Raw genomic sequence first — 22,621 nt, 5'->3', positions numbered from 1 at the left:
ATCATAATATCTTTTAGATAAGGGTCAGACCCTTATCTAAAAGATATAAGAATTATTTATAAGCTTATATTATTGGAGGTGTAATTTATGGCTCATGCTGTAGTTAAAGGCTCAGGATATGTTTTGATACATACGCCAGATATGATCTTGCATAATGGAACTACACAAACTACAGAAAAAACAATCAATCCAAATTCAGATTATTTAAAAAACTTGCCCGAACATATTAGAAGTTTTGAAGAAGTAGTTAGTTATCCGCCGAATCAAACATATATTGGGAATATAACACCAGAAGAATTAAAAGAATATAAAATGCCTTGGCATGATAAGAAAGTTGAAGGGGCAGATAAAGTAGGCAAATTTGGGGAAATAATGCCTCAAGATGAATTTATAGGTCTTATGAAAATTGTAGATACTTTTGATTTAGTTAAGTTAGAAAAAAAATTTACAGAAGATGTTAAACAAAAACTGGGAACACACCATTTTATGAAAGAAGATTTAATATTAAGACTTAAAGAAGGAGAAGAAATAGAAAGCATAAAAAAATCTGTAGAAGAACAAGGTGCTGAAGGATTATATAATAATGGAGAGCTTGTAGGTTGCGTTAAGAGAGCTCATGACATTGATGTTAACCTTAGCGCCCATGTGCTATTTGAAAATTTAGTAGCAAAAGCTTCAGGAGTATTAGCAGCTTTAAATCTTATAGAGAAAAATAATATTAATCCAGAGGAAGTTGAATATATAATTGAATGTTCAGAAGAAGCTTGTGGAGATATGAATCAAAGAGGTGGAGGGAATTTTGCAAAAGCAGTTGGCGAAATGGCAGGTTTTACAAATGCTACAGGTTCAGATACAAGAGGATTCTGTGCCGCTCCTACACATGCCATGATAGAAGCTGCTGCATTAGTTGACGCTAAAATATTTAAGAATGTAGTAGTAGTAGCAGGTGGTTCAACAGCTAAGTTAGGTATGAATGGTAAAGATCATGTTAAAAAAGGATTACCAGTATTAGAGGATGTAGTTGGAGGATTTGCAATTATTATAGGAGAAAATGATGGAGTTAATCCAATACTTAGAACCGATCTAGTGGGAAGACATACAGTAGGAACAGGTTCTTCACCTCAAGCAGTTATAAGTTCTCTTGTAACTGAACCTCTTGATAAAGGTGACTTAAAAATAACAGATATAGATAAATACTCAGTAGAAATGCAAAATCCAGATATAACAAAACCTGCAGGAGCAGGGGATGTACCAAAGGCTAATTATAAAATGATTGGTGCATTAGGTGTAATGAGAAAGGAATTGGAAAGGACCCAGTTAAATGATTTTATAGAAACACATGGTATGGAAGGTTGGGCACCAACTCAAGGACATATTCCATCAGGAGTACCTTATGTAGGGTTTGCTAGAGAAGATATATTAAATAACAAAATAAAAAATGCAATGATTATAGGAAAAGGTAGTTTATTTTTAGGTAGAATGACTAATTTATTTGATGGGGTATCCATAGTTATGGAAAAGAATCCTGGAAAAGTAGATGAAGAAAAAGGAGTATCGGAAGAAGAAATAAGAAGCCTTGTAGCAGAAGCTATGAGAGATTTTGCCTCTCATCTACTAAAGGAGTAGAGGTGATAAAATGACAGATAATAATGTGAAAAGTATGGTAGGTAAAGTTTTTAATGATATAGCAGATGCTTTAGAAACAGGACAGTTTGGAAGGAAAATAAGAGTAGGTATAACTACTCTCGGAAGTGAACATGGTGTAGAAAATGTAGTTAAAGGTGCGGAAATAGCTCAAGAAAGAGATTCAAATATTGAGGTTGTTTTAATAGGCCCAAAAGTAGATAGTTCACTGACTCAAGTAGTAGTGAAAACTGAAGATGAAGGTTATAAGAAAATGGAGGAATTGTTAGATAATAATGAAATAGATTCTGCTGTAACTATGCATTATAGTTTTCCAATTGGAGTTTCTACTGTGGGAAGAGTTATAACACCAGGGAAAGGCAAGGAGATGTTCATAGCTACAACTACAGGTACTTCTTCACCACATAGAGTAGAAGCAATGGTCATGAATGGGATATACGGAATCATTACTGCTAAATCTATGGGTATTGATAACCCTACTGTTGGAATATTAAATGTAGATGGTGCTATACAAGTGGAAAGAGCATTGAAAGAGCTTGATAAAAATGGATATAAAATCAACTTTACTGAATCTTTAAGAGCAGATGGTGGATGTGTAATGAGAGGAAATGATTTACTTAGTGGAGTACCTGATGTAATGATAACAGATACTTTAACGGGAAATATATTAATAAAGATGTTTTCATCTTACACTACAGGTGGAAACTATGAATCATTAGGTTATGGATATGGTCCAGGAATTGGAGAAGGTTATGAAAGAACAATACTTATTCTTTCAAGAGCTTCAGGAGTACCAGTTGTAGCTAATGCTATTAGTTATGGTGCTAGTCTATCTAAAGGAAATATAAATGAAGTGGCTAAAGAAGAATTTAAAAAGGTAAATAGTGCAGGTTTTAAAGAAATGCTTGAAGGGATAACAAAGGATAGTAAGAAAGGGACTGTTGATGAAGAAATTATTCCTCCAGAAAAGGAAACGGTAACAGGAACTATTTCTGGTATAGATATTATGGAATTAGAAGATGCAGTGAAGGTTCTCTGGAAAAATGGAATATATGCAGAAAGTGGAATGGGATGCACAGGACCAGTTTTAATGGTTAATGAAGGTAAAGTTGAAAATGCTATAAGCATATTAGCCAAAGAAGGCTATATTTCAAATGAATCTAATATTTGTTAAAACACTCCAAGTCTCCAAGGTAAACTTGGAGTGTTTTTGTGAGATATTATAAAAAAAGTTAGAAGGATTTTATTAAATTTTGTAGAATAATATAAAATGTGTTAAAATTATATTAATAGCAATAAAATATTTTCAAAATAAAATTTGAAAGGAGAGTTTAAAATTGTCTAAAATGAAAAAAATATTAGCCCTACTTATGATTGCAGTATTAGCATTTACTGTAGTTGGATGTTCAGGTGGAGATAAAGCAGATGATGCTGAGAAACCAGCTGAGCAAACAGAAGGAGAAGACAATGAAGCAACAGATGAACAACTTAAAATTACTATGGTTACAGATGTTGGTGGGGTAAATGACCAGTCTTTTAACCAATCAGCTTGGGAAGGACTTCAAAAGGCTGACAAGGATTTAGGTACAAAATCAGATTATCAAGAATCTCATCAAGATGCAGACTTTGTTCCTAACTTAGAAACAGCACTTGATGCAGAAAATGATCTTATATGGGGAATTGGATTTAAATTAGCAGATGCAGTAAAAGCTGCTGCAGAAGAAAATCCAGACGCAAAATATGCAATAGTTGACTTTTCATATGGCGATAAGACACCAGATAATGTAGTAGGCGTTGTATTTAAACAAGAACAACCATCATTTTTAGTAGGATATATAGCTGCTATGATGAGTGAAACTGGCAAAGTTGGTTTTGTAGGCGGTATGGAAAGTGAAGTTATAACTGCTTTTGATTATGGATATCATGCAGGTGTTGCATATGCAAACAAAGTTGCAGATAAAGATGTAAAAGTTCTTAGACAATATGCAGAAGCATTTGATGACCCTGCAAAGGGAAAAGCTATAGCAAATAGCATGTATCAACAAGGTGCAGATATAGTATTCCATGCTGCTGGAGGTACAGGAGATGGGGTTATAGAAGCAGCTAAAGAGCAAGACAAGTATGCTATAGGTGTTGATAGAGATCAAAATGACTTGGCTCCTGACAATGTTATCACATCAGCTATGAAACGTGTAGACGTTGGAGTTTACAATGTAGTTAAAGATTTAAAAGAAGGAAAATTCCCAGGAGGAACTACAGTTGTTTACGGTCTTGAAGAAGGTGCTGTAGACATAGCTCCAACATCAGATAAGCATGTTCCAAAAGAAATTCTTGATAAAGTAGAAGAAATTAAAAAGCTTATAATTGATGGTGAAATAAAAGTACCTGTTGATGAAGATTCTTATGAGGAATATTTAAAGACATTAGAATAGTTAAAAAAGCAGCTCAGGCTTTTGTCTGGGCTGCTTAGATATTAGATAGGAGGTACCCCGTTGAAAAATGTAGATTTTCAAACTAAAGCAATTGAAATGAAGGGGATAACTAAGAAATTTGGAGATTTTGTAGCAAATGATAGTATTGATTTAACAGTTCATAAGGGGGAAATTCATGCCCTACTGGGAGAAAATGGAGCAGGAAAGACCACTTTAATGAATGTACTATATGGATTATATTTGCCTACTGAAGGAGATGTCTTTATTAATGGAGAAAGAGTAGAAATTAAAAATCCTAATATAGCTATAGAAAAAGGCATTGGAATGGTGCATCAACACTTTATGTTGATCGATAAATTTACAGTAGTTGAAAATATAATACTTGGCATGGAAACTACTATTAAAAAAGGTTCATTTGATACAAAATGTATTGATATTGAAAGTGCTACTAAAGAAGTTGAAGAATTATCTAAAAAGTATGGTCTTCATGTAGATCCAAATGCTAAGATACATGATATATCAGTAGGTATGCAACAAAGGGTAGAAATACTAAAGGCTCTTTATAGAGGAGCGGATATTTTAATATTGGACGAGCCAACGGCTGTTTTAACACCTCAAGAAGTAGAAGAGCTAATACAGATAATGGAAAGCCTAACTGAACAAGGGAAAACGATTATAATTATTACTCATAAACTAAAGGAAATAAGACAAGCGGCAGATTACTGTACTATTATAAGAAGAGGTAAAAAAATAGATACAGTTAAAGTAAGTGATGTAACAGAAGAAGATTTGGCTGAAATGATGGTAGGTAGACAAGTTAGTTTTGCAGTAGATAAAAAAGAAATGGCCAGAGGAGAAGTAGTTCTTGATATTAATAATATTGTAATTAAAGATAATAGAAAATTAAATGCAGTCAATGATTTATCTCTTCAACTTCATAAAGGAGAGATATTAGGAATAGCAGGAGTAGATGGAAATGGACAAAGCGAATTTTTAGAAGGGATAACCGGCCTTAGACCTATTGAATCAGGAAAAGTAATCTTAAATGGAGAAGATATAGCTAATACTACTCCTAGAAATATTATGGAAAAGGGTATGTGCAACATACCTGAAGACAGACAGAAAAGAGGACTAATATTAGATTTTAGTGTAGCTGAAAACATGATATTGGAAAACTATGATAAGGAGCCTTTTTCCAAAAATAGAAGGCTAAACCATAAAAATATAGATGAACATGCTAAAAAATTAATTGAAAAATTCGATATAAGACCTCAAAACGAAAAACAAACTGCAGGTTCTCTATCTGGAGGTAACCAACAAAAAGTTATAATAGCAAGAGAGATAACTAATGATCCAGATGTGCTTATAGCTGCTCAACCAACAAGAGGATTAGACGTTGGAGCAATTGAATTCGTTCATAAATATTTAGTTGAACAAAGAGATAATGAAAAAGCAGTTTTGCTAGTTTCTTTTGAATTAGATGAAATATTGAATCTTTCAGATAGAATAGCTGTAATATATAACGGTAAAATTGTAGATGTTTTAGATAGAAAAGATGCAGATGAGAAAAAATTAGGATATTTAATGGCTGGAGGAGGTGTAGATGATGAAAAGAAATAGGCTTAAAATTACTATTATATCTATATTTGTAGGTCTTTTAGTAGGAGCTTTTATATTATTGGCAGTAGGGTTTAATCCACTAGAAGCCTATGCAATAATGATTAGAGGAATTTTTGGAAAACCTAAATATATTTCCTGGACAATAATAAAATCTACACCTTTAATATTAACGGGTATATCTGTAGCATTTGCCTTTAGGACTGGACTATTTAACATTGGAGCAGAAGGGCAATTTATAATAGGTGCATTAGTAGCAACTTTAGTAGGTTATTTTTGGAATCTACCACCTGTTATTCATGCAATTGTAGCAATATTAATGGCTTGTTTGGCAGCAGCTATATGGGCAGGCTTAGCTGGATTTTTGAAAGCTAGATTTGGTGTAAATGAAGTTATTACAACTATAATGCTTAATTGGATAGCTTTGTATTTAAGCAATGCTATTGTATTTTGGGATAAGTTCAAAAGACCTAATAGCGAAGCTTCTCAAAAGATATTGGAAACTGCCAGTATAAGATTTCCAAAGGGAATAAATTTCCTAGGAGACTTTTTCCGTGCACCAGTTAATTGGGGATTTATAATTGCAATTATTGCAGCTATATTGATTAGACATATATTGAAAAATACTACCCTAGGATATCAACTAAGAGCGGTAGGCTTTAATAGTGATGCAGCGGAATACGGAGGAATAGATGTTAAAAAGAATATAGTTATATCTATGGCTATTGCAGGTGCATTGTCTGGTCTTGCAGGTGCTGTTCACGTACTAGGTGTTACTGAGGAAGTATCTGTTTTAGCGGCTATGGAAGGCAATGGTTTTGATGGTATAGCAGTTTCTTTAATAGCTGCAAATAGCTCAATAGGTTGTATTTTTGCAGGTCTTTTATTTGGAGGTTTAAAATATGGAGGTTATAAAATACAGCCTGCTATGGGAGCACCATCTGAAATTATAAATATAGTAATAGGTATAATTGTGTTCTTTATATCTATGCCTAAACTTATAGAGATGTTAACAACTTTAAGAGTTAGAAGAAAGAGAGGTGGAGAGATTGAGTCTAAGTGATTTAGGACTAATCATAGGAATAAGTTTGATGTATGCTGCACCTCTTATGTATACGGCCTTGGGAGGAGTAATGTCTGAAAACTCTGGGGTAGTAAATATAGGTCTTGAAGGTATGATGACCATAGGTGCTTTTGTAGGAACTACTGTAGCTTATTTTTCAGGCAGTCCTTGGCTAGGATTCCTAATGGGAGGACTAGCTGGTGGAGTATTGGCCCTTTTACATGCCATAGCTTGTGTTTCTTTTGCAGCAGATCAAGTAGTTTCAGGTATTGCAATAAATTTTTTAGGACCAGGGCTAGCATTGTTTTTAAGCAGAGTATTTTTTAATGGAGCAACTATGACTGCTCCAATTCCACTACAAAACAAAATACCTAGACCAATGAACAATTTATTTACAAAAGGTTCTTTTTTAGACTTAGCTTTTAATCAATATGCAACAGTTTATATTGCATTTTTATTAGTATTTATAGTATGGTTCTTATTATATAAAACTAAAATTGGACTTAGAATAAGGGCTGTAGGAGAACATCCAAAAGCTGCAGATACATTGGGGATTAATGTGTTCAAAGTTAAATATTTGGCAGTAATACTTTCAGGAATATTTGCAGGACTTGGCGGAGCTTCAATGAGTATAGCTGTAGTATCTAATTTTAGAGCAACCCTCATATCTGGTCAAGGATTTATAGCTTTAGCGGCTATGATATTTGGTAAATGGACTCCTCAGGGTTCTATGTGGGCATGTTTATTGTTTGGAGCGGCCCAAGGGATAGTAGTTTATTTAGGTGGAACAGATATAAAAGTTTCATCTCAGATATTAGAAATGATTCCATATATTCTTACACTAATAATCCTTATGAGCTTTGTTGGTAAAGCAACAGGACCAGCGGCAAATGGGGTTCCTTATGAAAAAAATGAAGCATAATAAATAAAAATCTCTTAATCTAGATTAAGAGATTTTTATTTATATAAAAGTATAAAATTAATTTGTCGAAAAATAAATAGTTTTGTACTTTATATAAGTATCTGGTATAATATGAACTGTAGCTAAATAATTTAGAAGTAAGGATGGAGTGAGCTTTTATGAGATTAGGTTATGACTTAACCCTTGAGCAAGCTCAAAAGTTGGTAATGACACCTGAATTGAGACAAGCGATTCAGTTACTTCAATTTACTAGTCAAGAACTAAATCAATATTTAGAAAACGAAATGGAAATAAATCCATTGCTAGAAGTAAAAAATAATTCTAAAGAACATGAAAACATAGATGAAATAGAATCTAAAAATGAAGAGATTGATTGGGAGGAGTTTTTAGGAAACTATGATGATATAAGCTATACCATTTCATCACCAAGAGATAAAAATGAAAAAGAAGTTACTTATGATAACTTTGTCACCCATTCATCATCTTTAAAAGAACATTTATTACTTCAATTAAATTTAAATATTTGTGATAAAATCGATAGGTTAATTGGAAAAATCATTATTGAGAGTATTGATGAAAATGGTTATTTAGTTACACCTATTGATAGTTTAGCTGAAGATTTACATGTCTCTTTAGAAAGAGTGGAAAAGGTTTTACTACAGATACAAACTTTCGATCCCGTTGGCGTAGGCGCAAGAGATTTAAAAGAATGTTTAATAATTCAACTTAAAGATAGAAATATTGATGATGAAAATGTATATAGGATTGTTGAAGATTATTTAGAAGATGTGGCACACAATAGACTTCTTAAAATGTCTAAAGAATTAGGTATAGAACTAAAAAAGGTTCAAGATATTTGTGACTATATTAAAACGTTAGAACCCAAACCTGGAAGATGTTTTTCAGGTGATGTTGAAGAGGTAAAGTATATTACTCCAGATATTACATTAAGATATTTAGATGGGGAATATATTATTATACTAAATGATATTACAGCTCCAAGGCTAAATATTAATAGATTTTATAGGGAACTTATGTCTAAATCAGATGATCCAAATATAATTGAATTTCTAACTGATAAATTAAATTCAGCTATGTGGGTTATAAAAAGTATAGAACAGCGAAGAATGACTATATATAATGTAGTTGAGTCCATATTAAAATTTCAAAAAGATTTTTTTGAAAGAGGAGAGAAAGCTTTAAAACCATTAACGTTAAAAGATGTAGCAGATGATATAGGGGTTCATGAATCTACTGTAAGTAGAGCAACTAATGGAAAGTATATACAGACTCCTAGGGGACTTTTTGAGCTTAAGTACTTTTTTACAAGCGGAGTAACTAGTGGAAAAGGTGATGTATCGGCTACTAGTATTAAAGCTATGATTAGAGATTTAATAGAGAAAGAAGATCCTAAAAAACCTTTAAGTGATCAAAAGATATCAAATATTTTAAAAGGAAAAAGTATATCAATTTCAAGAAGAACTGTAGCTAAATATAGAGATGAAATGGATATACCTTCATCTTCAATAAGGAGAAGATATTGAAGCTTCTATTCAAAAAATGAATAGAAGCTTTTTATGTTTGACTTGAAAAAAAACAAATTTTATTCTATAATAGAATTGTATTAGGAAAATATATGATTTTAAAGAAAATATTTTTTTGAATCTAGTGGGACAAAAAAGACATAGGGGGACATTATCTGCCCATGTAGAATTATATAAAGTATTTATGTACATAATATCATATGATAGAAATATTTGGCTTTCTAATTTTAAGAGGTGTTTTTATTGAAAAAAATTATTGAATTAGAAAAAAAAATAGCACCAGAATTAATTGATATCTTAGAAAATAGGTATGATATTTTAAGAAATATATATTATAATCAACCTATTGGAAGAAGATCTTTAGCTAATCAGTTAGGCATGGGAGAAAGAACTATTAGGACAGAAGTGAATATTTTAAAAAATCAAGGTTTATTAAATATTGAATCTATGGGTATGTATGTAACTAATGAAGGGAAAGTTCTTTTAGAAGATATAAAAGACTTAATTCATATAATAAAAGGATTGACTGAATTAGAAAGTGCATTAGAAAACAAATTGAATATTAGAAAAGTTCTAGTTGTTCCTGGAAATTCTGATGAAAGTAAATTAGTTTTGAAAGATATGGGTAGAACTGCTGCAAGATTTTTAAAGAAGATGATTAAAAAAAATAGTATTATAGGAATAACTGGAGGAACTACAATGGCTCAAGTAGCTGAAGAGATGCCAAAAGGAAAAGTAGCTAATGATATTTTAGTACTTCCTGCTAGAGGAGGACTAGGTAAAGATGTAGAAACTCAAGCTAATAGTATAGCTGCTAATTTAGCTAAAAAATTAGATGGAAATTACAGACTTTTGCATGTGCCAGATAATATTGAACAAGAAGCTATAAATGCTCTTTTAAAGGTTTCTGAAGTCAAAGAGTTTGTAGATATAATAAAAAAACTAGACATACTTGTCTTTGGAATAGGAAGGGCAGATGTAATGGCAGAAAGAAGAAAGGTATCTGAAGAAACTATTGAAGAATTAATAGATAGAGGTGCAGTAGCTGAAGCTTTTGGACATTATTTTGATACAAATGGCAATAGGGTATGGGAATCTATAACAGTAGGATTATCTCTTGTAGACTTTAAAAAAGTAAATAATGTAATTGGAGTTGCAGGAGGAGAAAAAAAAGCAGAAGCAATAATTTCTATATCTAGCATTAGGGAAGATATGATATTAGTAACGGATGAAGGAGCAGCTAGAAAGATTTTAAAATTAGTTAATTAAGCTACATTTGTAGCTAAAAATAAATATTAATTTTAAGGAGGAGTATATATGAGTTTAAAAGTAGGTATAAATGGATTTGGTAGAATAGGAAGAGATGTTTTAAGAATTTATATGGAGGAAGGCATAAAAGATTTTGATGTAGTAGCAGTTAATGCATCAGGTGATATTGATACTTTAGCACATTTATTTAAATATGATTCACTATATGGTAAATTTAATGGGACTATTGAAACAACAGAAGATTCATTTATTATAAACGGCAAAGAAGTTAAAAGAACAGATCACAGAAACCCAGAAGAAATACCTTGGAAAGAATTGGGAGTAGATTTAGTAATTGATTCAACAGGAGTATTTAAGGACAGAGAAGGAGCTTCCAAACATATTAAAGCAGGAGCAAAGAAAGTAGTAATTACTGCACCAGCTAAAAATGAAGATGTTACCATAGTTATGGGAGTTAATGAAAAAGATTATGATCCAGAAAAACATCACATAATTTCAAATGCTTCTTGTACAACAAACTGTCTTGCACCAGTTGCAAAGGTAATAGTAGATAAATTTGGAGTGAAGAAAGGTCTTATGACTACAGTTCACTCATATACAGGAGATCAAAGATTATTGGATAAGAGACACAAAGATTTAAGAAGAGCTAGGGCAGCAGCAGAATCAATTGTACCTACAACAACAGGAGCTGCTAAAGCAGTTGCATTAGTAATACCAGAACTTAAAGGAAAGTTAAATGGCTTTGCAATGAGAGTTCCAACTCCAACAGTATCCATCGTAGATGTTGTATTTGAAGTTGAAAAACCAACAACTGCAGAAGAAGTGAATAAAGCATTGAAAGAAGCTAGTGAAGGAGATATGAAAGGGGTTCTTGGATTCTCAGAAGAGCCATTAGTTTCAATTGACTACAAAGGAGACCCACGTTCTTCAATAGTAGATGGATTGTCTACAATGGTTATTGATAATATGGTAAAAGTAGTTTCTTGGTACGATAATGAATGGGGATATTCTTATAGAGTAGTAGACTTAGTAAGCTATATTGCAAATAAGTAACATATTAAACCGGTCTTGAATTTCAAGACCGGCTTTTACCAACTATATTATTAAGAGGTGATAAAATATGTTAAATAAGAAGACTGTAGAAGATTTAAAAGTAGAAGGCAAAAGGGTATTAGTTAGATGTGACTTTAATGTTCCTATGGATGATAATGGCAAAATAACTGATGATACAAGAATTGTAAGTGCTCTTCCTACTATAAATTATTTAATTGAAAATGGTGGAAAGGTAGTGCTTATGTCCCATTTAGGTAGACCAAAAGGAGAGGCAGATCCTAAATATAGTTTAGAACCAGTAGCCAATAGATTGTCAGAGCTTTTAAATAAAGAAGTGACATTTGCTAAAGATGATAAAGTTATTAGTGAAGATGTAAAAGAAATAGTAAATAATATGAATAATGGGGATGTAGTTTTATTAGAAAATACTAGATTTAGAAATGAAGAGAAGAAAAATGATGAAGCATTTGCTAAAGAATTAGCCTCCCTTGGTGATTTGTTTGTAAACGATGCTTTTGGGACTTCTCATAGATCTCATGCTTCAAATGTTGGAGTTTCAAGCTTTTTACCTTCAGCTGTAGGTTTTTTAGTTAAAAAAGAAATAGAAGTAATGGGTAAGGCTTTAGAAAATCCAGAAAGACCTTTTGTTGCTATACTTGGAGGAGCAAAGGTTTCAGATAAAATAGGAGTTATTGAAAATTTACTTGAAAAAGTTGATACTATACTTATAGGTGGAGGAATGGCTTATACATTCTTAAAAGCAAAAGGATATGGTATAGGGACTTCTTTACTTGAAGAAGATAAACTAGACTTAGCTGGTGATTTACTTAAAAAAGCGGATGAAAAAGATGTAAAAATTTTACTTCCAGTAGATGTAGTAGTAGCAAAAGAATTTAAAAATGATACTGAATTTAAGACTGTAAAGATAGACAGTATTCCAGAAGATATGATGGGTTTAGATATAGGAACAGGAACAGTAAAGCTATTTAGCGAAGCAATAAAAGATGCTAAAACAGTTGTATGGAATGGACCAATGGGCGTATTTGAAATGGAAAACTTCAAAATTGGAACAGAAGCTGTTGCAAAAGCTATGGCAGAAACTAAAGCTATAACTATAATCGGTGGAGGAGATAGTGCTTCAGCAGTTGAAAAGGCTGGATTTAAAGATAAGATGACCCATATTTCAACAGGTGGAGGAGCTTCTTTAGAATTCTTGGAAGGAAAAGAATTACCAGGTATTGCTGCTATAAGTGAAAAATAAGAGGAGGTATTTTCATGCGTACACCAATTATTGCAGGAAATTGGAAGATGAATAAAACTGTAAAAGAAGCATTAGAACTAGTAAAGGACATAAAAAATCAAGAAAGAAATTCCAATGTAGAAGCAGTTCTATGTGTTCCTTTTACAGATTTAATGGAAGTTAAGAAAGAAATAGATGGAACAGATATAAAACTTGGAGCACAAAATATGCATTGGGAAGATAGCGGAGCTTATACAGGCGAAATATCTCCATTAATGCTTAAAGAAATAGATATTGACTATGTAATAATAGGTCATTCTGAAAGAAGGCAGTATTTCAATGAAACTGATGAAACTGTAAATAAAAAAGCAAAAGCTGCATTAAAATATGGCATAAATCCAATAATATGTGTAGGAGAAACCCTGGAAGAAAGGGAAAGCGGTAAAGAAAAAGAAATAGTTGAAAGACAAGTTTTAAAAGCTATAGAAGGAATAGAAGAAAAATTATTAAAAAACATTGTAATTGCCTATGAGCCCATTTGGGCAATAGGAACTGGTAAAACAGCCTCAAGTAAAGATGCAAATGATATAATAAGTTTTATTAGAGAGATTATTGGGAATAAATATGGTAAAGACATTTCTGAAAAGATAAGAATACAGTATGGAGGAAGTGTCAAGCCAGCTAATATAAATGAGATAATGAATGAATCTGATATAGATGGAGCATTGGTTGGCGGTGCTAGTTTAAAGGCTAAAGACTTTTTAAAACTTATTAACTTTTAATGGAGGCTTTAATTATGTATAAGAAAAAACCAGTAATGCTTACAATATTAGATGGTTGGGGTATAGGTAAAAAATATGAAGGAAATGCAGTAGAGCTTGCTAATACCCCTAATTTCAATAGACTTAAAAAAGAGTGGCCTAGTACTAAACTAGGTGCAAGTGGATTATCAGTAGGCCTTCCAGATGGCCAAATGGGCAACTCAGAAGTTGGCCATTTGAATATTGGAGCTGGAAGAATAGTATATCAAGAATTAACTAGGATTACAAAATCTATTGAAGATGGAGATTTTTTTGAAAAAGAAGAATTTTTGCAAGCAATAAATAATGCAAAAAAGAATAAAAGTAGTATTCATATAATGGGTTTAGTATCTGATGGAGGAGTGCATAGCCACAATACTCATCTCTATGCTCTTTTAAAATTAATGAAAAAACATGATATAGATAATGTATATATACATGCTTTTTTAGATGGTAGAGATGTACCACCTACTAGTGGAAAAGGCTATGTAGAGGAATTAGAAGAAAAGATCAAGGAAATTGGTATAGGAAAAATCGCTACAGTTTCAGGAAGATACTATGCTATGGATAGGGATAAGAGATGGGAAAGGACTAAACTAGCATATGATGCTATGGTTTTAGGAAAAGGGAAACAATCAACTTCAGCTGTAGAAGCTGTAGAAAAATCTTATAAAGAAGAAATACTAGATGAATTTGTTGTTCCTACAGTTATAAATGAAAATAATGAACCAGTTGGTTTAATAAATGATGGAGATTCTATTGTATTTTTTAACTTTAGACCAGATAGAGCTAGACAAATAACTAGAGCTATAGTAGATGAGGATTTTGATGGCTTCAATAGAGAAAAGAAAGTAGATACATTTTTTGTAACAATGACCCAATATGATAAGACCATTGAAAATGTTCATGTAGTTTATAAGCCTGAAAAACACAAAAATACTTTAGGAGAATATATAAGTAAATTAGGATTGAAGCAACTAAGGACAGCTGAAACTGAAAAGTATGCTCATGTAACCTTCTTTTTTAATGGTGGTGTAGAAAAACCCAATATTAGAGAAGATAGAGTATTGATACCTTCACCTAAAGTTGCTACTTATGATATGCAACCAGAAATGAGTGCTGTTAAATTAAAAGATGAAGTAATAAAGAGGATTAAGGTGGATGAGTATGATCTTATAGTTTTAAACTTTGCAAATCCAGATATGGTAGGACATACAGGAGACTTACAGGCGGCTATAAAAGCTATAGAGACTGTTGATAGTTGTTTAGGAGAAATAGTAGAAGAAATAGAAAAAAGAGATGGAAAACTATTGATTACTGCAGATCATGGGAATGCAGAAGAAATGATAGATGAAAGGGACAATAGCGTTATAACTTCTCATACAACTAACAAAGTACCTTGTATAATAGTGGGAGAAAAAAACATAAAATTAAGAGAAGGAATACTTGCAGATATTTCCCCTACATTACTTGATATGATGGGGCTTGAAGCTCCAAAAGAAATGACAGGTAAATCACTTATTTTAAAGGAGGATTAGTTTTATGACAATGATAACCGATGTATACGCAAGAGAAGTATTAGATTCAAGAGGTAATCCAACAGTAGAAGTAGAAGTTTGGACAGAAACAGATGCCTTTGGAAGAGCACTAGTACCTTCAGGAGCTTCTACAGGAGCTTTTGAGGCTGTTGAACTCAGAGACGGAGATAAAGACAGATATTTAGGAAAAGGAGTAATGAAGGCTGTAGACAATGTAAACAGTATAATAGCTCCAGAAATTATTGGAATGAATGTATTGGATCAAGTAGGAATAGATCAAGTACTTATTGAATTAGATGGAACAGATAACAAAGGAAAATTAGGAGCCAACGCTATACTTGGAGCATCATTAGCAGTGGCTAGAGCAGCAGCTAATGAATTAGGACTTCCTCTTTATCAATATATTGGTGGAGTAAATGGAAAAGTTCTTCCTGTACCAATGATGAATATTTTAAATGGGGGAGAACATGCAGATAATAATGTAGATATTCAAGAATTTATGATAATGCCAGTAGGAGCCAATAGTTTTAGAGAGGCACTTCAAATGGGTGCTGAAGTATTCCATAGTCTAAAAGCTGTACTTAAAGATAAAGGATTAAATACGGCAGTTGGTGATGAAGGTGGATTTGCTCCAAACTTGACTAGTAATGAAGAAGCACTTAAAACAATAGTAGAAGCTATAGAAAAAGCAGGATATAAGCCAGGAGAAGATGTTCGCTTAGCACTAGACGTAGCTGCAACAGAAATATACGATGAAGAGAAAAAGATGTATATTTTAGCAGGAGAAGGAAAAGAATATACAGTAGAAGAATTAGTAAACTATTATGAAGAAATGGTAAATAAGTATCCAATCATATCCATAGAAGATGGTCTAGCTGAAGAAGATTGGGAAGGCTGGAAGCTAATGACTGAAAGATTAGGAGATAAGATTCAAATAGTTGGTGATGATTTATTTGTAACTAATACTGAAAGATTAGAAAAAGGTATTGAACTAGGCGTGTCAAACTCTGTACTTGTAAAACTAAATCAAATAGGTACTTTAACTGAAACGTTAAATACTATAGAAATGGCGAAAGTTCATGGGTATACTGCAGTAGTATCTCATAGATCTGGAGAAACAGAAGATACAACTATAGCAGATTTAGTTGTTGGTACTAATGCAGGACAAATAAAGACTGGGGCTCCATCTAGAACAGATAGGGTAGCTAAATATAATCAACTATTAAGAATTGAAGATATGCTAGGCGATATTAGCGAATACAGAGGAATCAATGCATTCTATAATTTAAAAAAATAATATTGCATAAAATATTCCAAAAATAAATAGTAAGGTTAACCTTACTATTTATTTTTGGAAATTGATCTGTCTTCATTTACTATTGATTTTATATAATCCCTATGGTAAAATATTGTTGTTTGCAAAGGCTCTAAGTTGTTTTTCATATGGGAAACAGGAGGTGGAATAGTGAAAACTTTGTTTTCTATTATTATTATTATTTCTAGTTTGTTTTTAATAGCTACTATATTGTTACAACCTGGAAAGTCTCAAGGTCTTGGAACAATAGGTGGCGGTGCTGAGAGTATATGGGGTAAGAATAAAGGCCAAAGCTTTGAAGATACGTTAAGTAGGCTGACTACTATATCAGCTGCTTTATTTATAATATCTGCATTAGTACTGGCGTCTATACAATAAAAAGGAGGTAAAAGTAAATATGGATAAGGCTATTATAATTGCACCTATTGTAGGGGTACTAGCTCTTTTATTTGCTATATATAAGGCAAGTGCAGTTAATAAAGTAAACCCAGGAAATGATAGGATGCAAGAAATTGCATCATATATTCAAGAAGGTGCGATGGCATTTTTAAAAAGAGAATATCGTTCTCTAACAATATTCGTAATTGTATTATTTGTTATTTTAGCAATAATAAATATTAAAACTGCAATTTCTTTCTTATTAGGAGCAATTTTTTCAATACTTGCAGGTTACTTTGGTATGAGAGTGGCTACAAAAGCTAATGTAAGAACTGCAAATGCAGCTAAAGAAGGTGGAATGAACAGTGCACTAGAAGTAGCATTTTCTGGTGGAGCTGTTATGGGAATGTGTGTAGTAGGACTTGGAATATTTGGTGTAGGACTATTATACATACTATTTGGTGATCCAGATATAATCACAGGATTTGCACTAGGAGCTTCTTCAATAGCACTTTTCGCTCGTGTTGGTGGAGGAATATATACAAAAGCAGCTGACGTTGGAGCAGACTTGGTTGGAAAAGTAGAAGCAGGAATTCCTGAAGATGATCCAAGAAACCCAGCTGTAATTGCAGACAACGTAGGAGATAATGTAGGAGACGTAGCAGGAATGGGTGCTGATTTATTTGAATCCTATGTAGGAGCTATTATATCAGCTATAACCCTTGGATTAGCATCCTATGGAGAAAGTGGTGTTAGTTATGCATTAGCACTTGCGGCTGTAGGTGTTATTGCTTCAATAATAGGAGTATTCTTTGTAAAAGGAGATAAAGATCCACAAAAAGCTTTAAATACAGGAACAGTAGTAAGTTCAGTAATAACTATAATATTTGCATTTGTATTTAGTAAGCCAATATTAGGTTCTAATAGACCTTTTATTTCTATAGTTGCAGGTCTTATTGTAGGTCTTATAATTGCAAGAATTACTGAATATTATACATCTGCCGATCATGCTCCAGTAAAAAGAATAGCAGATGAATCTGAAACAGGTGCTTCAACAAATATTATTGGCGGTCTTTCTGTAGGTATGGCTTCAACAGCAGGACCAATAATTGTTATAGCTATAGGAATATTAGTAGCTTTTTATGCTTCAAATGGTGCGGCTGATGCTGCAGAAGGATTATATGGTATAGCATTAGCAGCTGTAGGTATGCTTTCAACAGCAGGTATGACAATAGCAGTTGATGCTTATGGACCTATAGCAGATAATGCTGGTGGAATTGCAGAAATGTGTGATCTACCTGAAGATGTACGTGAAATTACAGATACATTGGATTCAGTAGGAAACACTACTGCAGCTGTAGGTAAAGGATTTGCAATAGGTTCAGCTGCACTAACAGCTTTAGCATTATTCGCTTCTTATACTCAAGCAGTTAACTTAGAAGGAATAGATTTAACTAGTCCAGCTGTTATAGCAGGATTATTTATTGGAGGAATGCTTCCATTCTTATTCTCAGCTATTACTATGGAGGCTGTTGGAAAAGCAGCATTTAGTATGATAGAAGAAGTTAGAAGACAATTTAAAGAAATTCCAGGAATTATGGAAGGAAAGGCAACACCAGAGTATAGTACTTGTGTAGATATAAGTACTCAAGCAGCACTAAGGGAAATGATTATTCCAGGATTACTAGCAGTAGTTGTTCCTGTAGTTGTAGGAATTGTATTAGGAACAGAAGCTCTAGGCGGATTACTAGCAGGAGCTTTAGTAACTGGTGTGTTAATGGCCATATTTATGGCAAATGCTGGTGGAGCATGGGATAATGCTAAGAAACATATAGAAGATGGAAATAATGGTGGAAAGGGAAGTGAAGCTCATAAAGCAGCTGTAGTTGGTGACACAGTAGGGGATCCATTTAAAGATACTTCTGGTCCATCAATAAATATATTAATTAAACTTATGACTGTAGTATCATTAGTTTTTGCACAGTTATTTGTTAAATATGGTGGAATATTATTTAAATAAGATAGATAAAAGGTCCCTCAATTTGAGGGACCTTTTAATATGTATTATATGGTATAATATATATATTAATTGGCATGATTTTCTAATTAATTTGATTTTATTGAAATAAAAAATTGGTATTTGTTATAATCATATATAGTAGGATAATAATATGAATTAAAAAGATTAGTGAGGAAGATAAATATGAGAGTCCAAATAGAAGGATTAGATATACATTATAGTGTGGAAGGTAAAGGTTCAAATGTTTTGCTTTTACATGGTTGGGGAGCAAATATTGATACTATGATGCCCATATTTAATTTATTAAAGAAGGATTTCAAAGTCTATGCATTGGATTTCCCAGGATTTGGGGAAAGTCAAGAACCGAAAGAAATTTATGGAGTATATGATTATGCAAGGATTACCAAAAAGTTTATAGATAAAATGGGAATGGAGGAAGTTATACTAATAGGACATTCTTTTGGTGGAAGAGTTTCTATAGTACTTAGTAGTCAATATAATAATCTAGTAAAGAAAATGGTTTTAATCGATAGTGCAGGGCTTATTCCAAAAAGAAGTTTAAAATATTATATCAAGGTCTATAGTTTTAAAACTTTAAAATTCCTATACAATATTCTTTTTTTCTGGAAGGATAATAAAGAAAGAATGGAAAAATTTTATAAAAAATTTGGTTCCACAGATTATCAAGAAGCCTCAGGTATTATGAGGAGAATTTTAGTGAAGGTGGTAAACGAAGATTTGGAACCACATTTAAAAGATATCAAAGCTTCTACATTACTTATTTGGGGGGGGAATGATACAGCAACCCCTGTATATATGGGTGAAATAATGGAAAAGAAAATAAAGGATAGTGGTCTTGTAGTTCTTCAGGGAGCAGGTCATTATTCGTATTTAGATGATTTTAGAAGGTTTTCCGTTATATTAAAAACCTTTTTATTAGGAGGTAAATGAAATGGTATTGGATAAAATGCTTTATATTTTTGTCTTGCTCTGGATGCTAATAATTATATTTAGGTCGAAGTTTTTTTTACACATGATTCAATTAGAAGGGTATAAAAATGAGGAATATAAAAGATGGATCAAAACCTCGACAAAAGCTTATCCAAAAAAAATAAAAATTTCCTTCATAATATTAACTGCCGTTTTATTATTATACATTATATTTATTAAAAGTAATATTCTATTATATATATATATTGGATTATGGGTGCTTTTAACTCTAGGTACATTAGATTTTAAAAAAGAGGAACCTAAAAAGAAATTAGAATTTACACCTAGGGCGAAAAGGCTATATATTTCATCCCTCTTAGTTAATATTTTGCAATTATTAATATTGTTTATAATAATTAAAATTTTATTTCCAAACGGAAAAACCAGTATTACTATAATTTTATACGGACTATTTATAATCAATTTTTTACAGGGAAGGAATATGATATTAGCTAATACTATAGTAAATCCAATTGAAAAAAGAATAAATACATATTATTATACAATGGCTCAAGAAAAGATAAAGTCTATGGATGATTTAGATACTGTTGGCATAACAGGAAGCTTTGGTAAAACCAGTACTAAATTCATTGTAGATACTATATTGAAAGAAAAATATAGGGTGTTGAAAACTCCTGAAAGTTATAATACTCCTATGGGCATTAGTAAAGTGATAAATAGCAAATTGACAAATGACTATGAAATTTTTATAGCAGAAATGGGTGCTAGGTATATTGGAGATATAAAGGAAATTGCTAAGCTAGTACATCCTAAAATAGGAGTTATTACATCTATAGGGCCAGCCCATTTAGAAACTTTTAAAAACATTGAAAATATAATGAAAACGAAATATGAGCTTATAGAAGAGTTACCAAGTGATGGGATAGCTATATTTAATTATGACAATAAATACCTTAGAAAATTAGCAGATAAAACATTTAAAGAAAAAATATTATATGGATTAGAAAATCAAGAAAAACTAGATATTTATGCTACAGATATAGAAGTATCAGAATTAGGATCTAGTTTTATTTTAAAAGATAAAAGTGGAGAAGAAATAAAATGTACAACTAAACTTCTAGGAAAGCATAATATATATAATATACTGGCAGGAGCTAGTGTAGCAAAAGCATTGGGACTTACATTTGAAGAAATAAGACGAGGAATAGCAAAAATTGAACCTATACCCCATAGGTTGAATATCATTAATCCAGGAACAGGTGTTATAGTTATAGATGATACTTTTAATTCAAATCCTGTAGGAGTAAAAGCAGCACTAGAAGTCTTAAACCAATTTAAAGAAGGTAGGAAGATAATAATAACTCCTGGAATGGTTGAACTAGGTGATAAGGAAGAAGAATCAAATAGAGAGTTTGGAGTTAGAATGAGCACTGTATGCGATTATGTAATATTGGTAGGTAAAAATAGGACTAAACCTATTTATAAAGGGTTAAAAGAATCAGGGTATAATGAAAATAATATAATTGTTGTACAAAACTTAGATGAGGCTACAAAAGAGTTTCAAAAAATTGTTAGACCTAAAGATGTAGTATTATTTGAAAATGATTTACCTGATAACTATGAAGAATAGTTTAAGGAGGATGTAAAATGAAAAAAAATGTTGGAGTAGTATTTGGTGGCAGAAGTGTAGAACACGAGGTTTCGATAATTACTGGTCTTCAAATAATGGAAAATATAGATAAAGATAAATATGATGTAGTTCCAATATACATTAATAAAGAAGGAAAATGGCTTACTGGAAATGGTTTATTTGATTTTGAAAATTTTAAACACAATAATTTTGAAGATACAGAAGAGATAATGATTAGTCCCACACATAATGATTTTAATTTATATGCTATTCCAAATAAGGCAGGTATTTTTAGAAAGAAGATAGTAGGAAAGGTAGATATAATTTTTCCAGCTATCCACGGAACTAATGGAGAAGATGGTACTATTCAAGGTTTATTTGAACTTATGAATGTACCATATGTAGGCAGCAACGTATTAGCTTCAAGTGTAGGTATGGATAAGATTTTGATGAAAGATGTATTCAAATCCAATAATCTACCAATAGTAGATTATACCTGGTTTTATAGATCAAAATGGATAGAAAATAGGGAAGAAATCTTAGAAGAAATTGAAAATAAGCTTAAATATCCACTTTTTATTAAGCCAGCTAATTTAGGATCTAGTGTTGGTATTTCTAAAGCAATAGATAGAAATTCCTTAATTAATGGAGTGGAAATAGCAATTAGATATGATAGAAAAATAATTGTAGAAAAAGCTATTGAAAATCCAAGAGAGATAAATTGTGCTGTTATAGGTTATGATGAAAATTTAAAAACATCTTTATGTGAAGAACCATTAGGATGGCAAGAATTTCTTTCTTATGAAGATAAATATGTAAATAGTAATGCGAAATATGGAGGAGAAGAAAGAAGAAGAATACCAGCAGATATAGAAGATGAAATTAGAGCAGAAATTGAAACTATTGCTAAAAAGTCTTTCAAAGCAATAGATGGAAGAGGGAACGCTAGAATAGATTTTTTATTAGACCAGAAAAACAAAGTATATATCAATGAGATAAATACTTTGCCAGGTTCTATTGCATACTATCTTTGGGAAGGAAAAGGTATCTCGTTTAAACAATTAATAAATGAAATGATAGATATTGCATTAAAAGTTTATGATGAAAAAGAAAAAAACATGTATTCCTATGATGCAGATTTATTTAATAAGATACAGTTTGGCGGCAAAACAGGGAAAATGTAAGATATATTAATATATCTTACA

Annotated in this window: 18 protein-coding genes; all 18 read left to right on the top strand. The window is 31.9% G+C overall.

From position 1 onward, the window contains the following. The first annotated feature begins 87 nt into the window (after positions 1-87). The 18 genes from grdC to FYJ27_RS00245 all read left to right on the top strand — a co-directional run bounded on the left by grdC (position 88) and on the right by FYJ27_RS00245 (position 22,600). Positions 88-1,626: a glycine/sarcosine/betaine reductase complex component C subunit beta gene (gene grdC / locus FYJ27_RS00330; protein WP_154481383.1), complete on the top strand. Its 1,539-nt coding sequence runs from the start codon at positions 88-90 to the stop codon at positions 1,624-1,626. A gap of 10 nt (positions 1,627-1,636) precedes the next feature. Further along, entirely contained in the window at positions 1,637-2,818 is a 1,182-nt protein-coding gene (grdD, locus tag FYJ27_RS00325; RefSeq protein ID WP_154481380.1) for a glycine/sarcosine/betaine reductase complex component C subunit alpha, read from the top strand. A gap of 172 nt (positions 2,819-2,990) precedes the next feature. Beyond that, entirely contained in the window at positions 2,991-4,076 is a 1,086-nt protein-coding gene (locus tag FYJ27_RS00320) for a BMP family ABC transporter substrate-binding protein (protein WP_154482120.1), read from the top strand. 96 nt (positions 4,077-4,172) lie between these two features. Next, positions 4,173-5,696 carry an ABC transporter ATP-binding protein gene (locus tag FYJ27_RS00315; protein ID WP_154482114.1) on the top strand — a complete coding sequence of 508 codons (1,524 nt, stop codon included), beginning with the start codon at positions 4,173-4,175 and terminating at the stop codon, positions 5,694-5,696. Further along, positions 5,680-6,756 (top strand): ABC transporter permease, encoded by a 1,077-nt coding sequence (locus tag FYJ27_RS00310; protein WP_229775430.1) that lies wholly within the window; start codon positions 5,680-5,682, stop codon positions 6,754-6,756. The genes FYJ27_RS00315 and FYJ27_RS00310 overlap by 17 nt, the downstream gene beginning before the upstream one ends. Positions 6,757-6,784: 28 nt before the next feature. Beyond that, positions 6,785-7,678 carry an ABC transporter permease gene (locus FYJ27_RS00305; protein WP_154482111.1) on the top strand — a complete coding sequence of 298 codons (894 nt, stop codon included), beginning with the start codon at positions 6,785-6,787 and terminating at the stop codon, positions 7,676-7,678. Between the two features lie 158 nt (positions 7,679-7,836). Then, positions 7,837-9,222: an RNA polymerase factor sigma-54 gene (gene rpoN / locus FYJ27_RS00300; protein WP_154481377.1), complete on the top strand. Its 1,386-nt coding sequence runs from the start codon at positions 7,837-7,839 to the stop codon at positions 9,220-9,222. Between the two features lie 243 nt (positions 9,223-9,465). Beyond that, entirely contained in the window at positions 9,466-10,491 is a 1,026-nt protein-coding gene (locus FYJ27_RS00295) for a sugar-binding transcriptional regulator (protein ID WP_154481374.1), read from the top strand. Between the two features lie 48 nt (positions 10,492-10,539). Beyond that, positions 10,540-11,544: a type I glyceraldehyde-3-phosphate dehydrogenase gene (gap, locus tag FYJ27_RS00290; RefSeq protein ID WP_154481371.1), complete on the top strand. Its 1,005-nt coding sequence runs from the start codon at positions 10,540-10,542 to the stop codon at positions 11,542-11,544. A gap of 67 nt (positions 11,545-11,611) precedes the next feature. Next, on the top strand, positions 11,612-12,805 hold the full coding sequence (locus FYJ27_RS00285) for a phosphoglycerate kinase (protein ID WP_154481368.1): 1,194 nt from the start codon (positions 11,612-11,614) through the stop codon (positions 12,803-12,805). Positions 12,806-12,819: 14 nt separating this feature from the next. Continuing rightward, positions 12,820-13,566: a triose-phosphate isomerase gene (gene tpiA / locus FYJ27_RS00280; RefSeq protein ID WP_154481365.1), complete on the top strand. Its 747-nt coding sequence runs from the start codon at positions 12,820-12,822 to the stop codon at positions 13,564-13,566. Between the two features lie 14 nt (positions 13,567-13,580). Further along, positions 13,581-15,122 carry a 2,3-bisphosphoglycerate-independent phosphoglycerate mutase gene (gene gpmI, locus FYJ27_RS00275; RefSeq protein WP_154481362.1) on the top strand — a complete coding sequence of 514 codons (1,542 nt, stop codon included), beginning with the start codon at positions 13,581-13,583 and terminating at the stop codon, positions 15,120-15,122. A gap of 4 nt (positions 15,123-15,126) precedes the next feature. Continuing rightward, positions 15,127-16,419: a phosphopyruvate hydratase gene (gene eno / locus FYJ27_RS00270; protein ID WP_154481359.1), complete on the top strand. Its 1,293-nt coding sequence runs from the start codon at positions 15,127-15,129 to the stop codon at positions 16,417-16,419. A 168-nt stretch (positions 16,420-16,587) separates the two neighbouring features. After that, positions 16,588-16,815: a preprotein translocase subunit SecG gene (secG, locus tag FYJ27_RS00265; protein WP_216385497.1), complete on the top strand. Its 228-nt coding sequence runs from the start codon at positions 16,588-16,590 to the stop codon at positions 16,813-16,815. A 19-nt stretch (positions 16,816-16,834) separates the two neighbouring features. Continuing rightward, entirely contained in the window at positions 16,835-18,835 is a 2,001-nt protein-coding gene (locus FYJ27_RS00260; protein ID WP_154481353.1) for a sodium-translocating pyrophosphatase, read from the top strand. A gap of 183 nt (positions 18,836-19,018) precedes the next feature. Next, positions 19,019-19,786 carry an alpha/beta fold hydrolase gene (locus tag FYJ27_RS00255; RefSeq protein ID WP_154481350.1) on the top strand — a complete coding sequence of 256 codons (768 nt, stop codon included), beginning with the start codon at positions 19,019-19,021 and terminating at the stop codon, positions 19,784-19,786. A 481-nt stretch (positions 19,787-20,267) separates the two neighbouring features. Further along, the gene (locus tag FYJ27_RS00250) at positions 20,268-21,416 is read left to right on the top strand and encodes a UDP-N-acetylmuramoyl-tripeptide--D-alanyl-D-alanine ligase (RefSeq protein WP_226808155.1); all 1,149 of its coding nucleotides are present in this window, start codon (positions 20,268-20,270) and stop codon (positions 21,414-21,416) included. Between the two features lie 17 nt (positions 21,417-21,433). After that, a complete protein-coding gene (locus tag FYJ27_RS00245; RefSeq protein WP_154481344.1) occupies positions 21,434-22,600 on the top strand; it encodes a D-alanine--D-alanine ligase family protein in 1,167 nt (388 codons plus the stop codon). The last annotated feature ends 21 nt before the right edge of the window (positions 22,601-22,621 follow it).

Origin of the sequence: Anaerosalibacter bizertensis, from assembly GCF_009696605.1 — a bacterium.
Classification (GTDB): Bacteria; Bacillota; Clostridia; order Tissierellales; family Sporanaerobacteraceae; genus Anaerosalibacter; species Anaerosalibacter bizertensis.
This window is presented reverse-complemented; position numbering and strand designations above follow the sequence as displayed.

What these genes read in the sequence shown, in the direction of transcription:
- grdC (WP_154481383.1), top strand. Translation starts at nt 88, where the DNA reads ATGGCTCATGCTGTAGTTAAAGGCTCAGGATATGTTTTGATACATACG.
- grdD (WP_154481380.1), top strand. Translation starts at nt 1,637, where the DNA reads ATGACAGATAATAATGTGAAAAGTATGGTAGGTAAAGTTTTTAATGAT.
- FYJ27_RS00320 (WP_154482120.1), top strand. Translation starts at nt 2,991, where the DNA reads ATGAAAAAAATATTAGCCCTACTTATGATTGCAGTATTAGCATTTACT.
- FYJ27_RS00315 (WP_154482114.1), top strand. Translation starts at nt 4,173, where the DNA reads ATGAAGGGGATAACTAAGAAATTTGGAGATTTTGTAGCAAATGATAGT.
- FYJ27_RS00310 (WP_229775430.1), top strand. Translation starts at nt 5,680, where the DNA reads ATGATGAAAAGAAATAGGCTTAAAATTACTATTATATCTATATTTGTA.
- FYJ27_RS00305 (WP_154482111.1), top strand. Translation starts at nt 6,785, where the DNA reads ATGTATGCTGCACCTCTTATGTATACGGCCTTGGGAGGAGTAATGTCT.
- rpoN (WP_154481377.1), top strand. Translation starts at nt 7,837, where the DNA reads ATGAGATTAGGTTATGACTTAACCCTTGAGCAAGCTCAAAAGTTGGTA.
- gap (WP_154481371.1), top strand. Translation starts at nt 10,540, where the DNA reads ATGAGTTTAAAAGTAGGTATAAATGGATTTGGTAGAATAGGAAGAGAT.
- FYJ27_RS00285 (WP_154481368.1), top strand. Translation starts at nt 11,612, where the DNA reads ATGTTAAATAAGAAGACTGTAGAAGATTTAAAAGTAGAAGGCAAAAGG.
- tpiA (WP_154481365.1), top strand. Translation starts at nt 12,820, where the DNA reads ATGCGTACACCAATTATTGCAGGAAATTGGAAGATGAATAAAACTGTA.
- gpmI (WP_154481362.1), top strand. Translation starts at nt 13,581, where the DNA reads ATGTATAAGAAAAAACCAGTAATGCTTACAATATTAGATGGTTGGGGT.
- eno (WP_154481359.1), top strand. Translation starts at nt 15,127, where the DNA reads ATGACAATGATAACCGATGTATACGCAAGAGAAGTATTAGATTCAAGA.
- FYJ27_RS00260 (WP_154481353.1), top strand. Translation starts at nt 16,835, where the DNA reads ATGGATAAGGCTATTATAATTGCACCTATTGTAGGGGTACTAGCTCTT.
- FYJ27_RS00255 (WP_154481350.1), top strand. Translation starts at nt 19,019, where the DNA reads ATGAGAGTCCAAATAGAAGGATTAGATATACATTATAGTGTGGAAGGT.
- FYJ27_RS00250 (WP_226808155.1), top strand. Translation starts at nt 20,268, where the DNA reads ATGATATTAGCTAATACTATAGTAAATCCAATTGAAAAAAGAATAAAT.
- FYJ27_RS00245 (WP_154481344.1), top strand. Translation starts at nt 21,434, where the DNA reads ATGAAAAAAAATGTTGGAGTAGTATTTGGTGGCAGAAGTGTAGAACAC.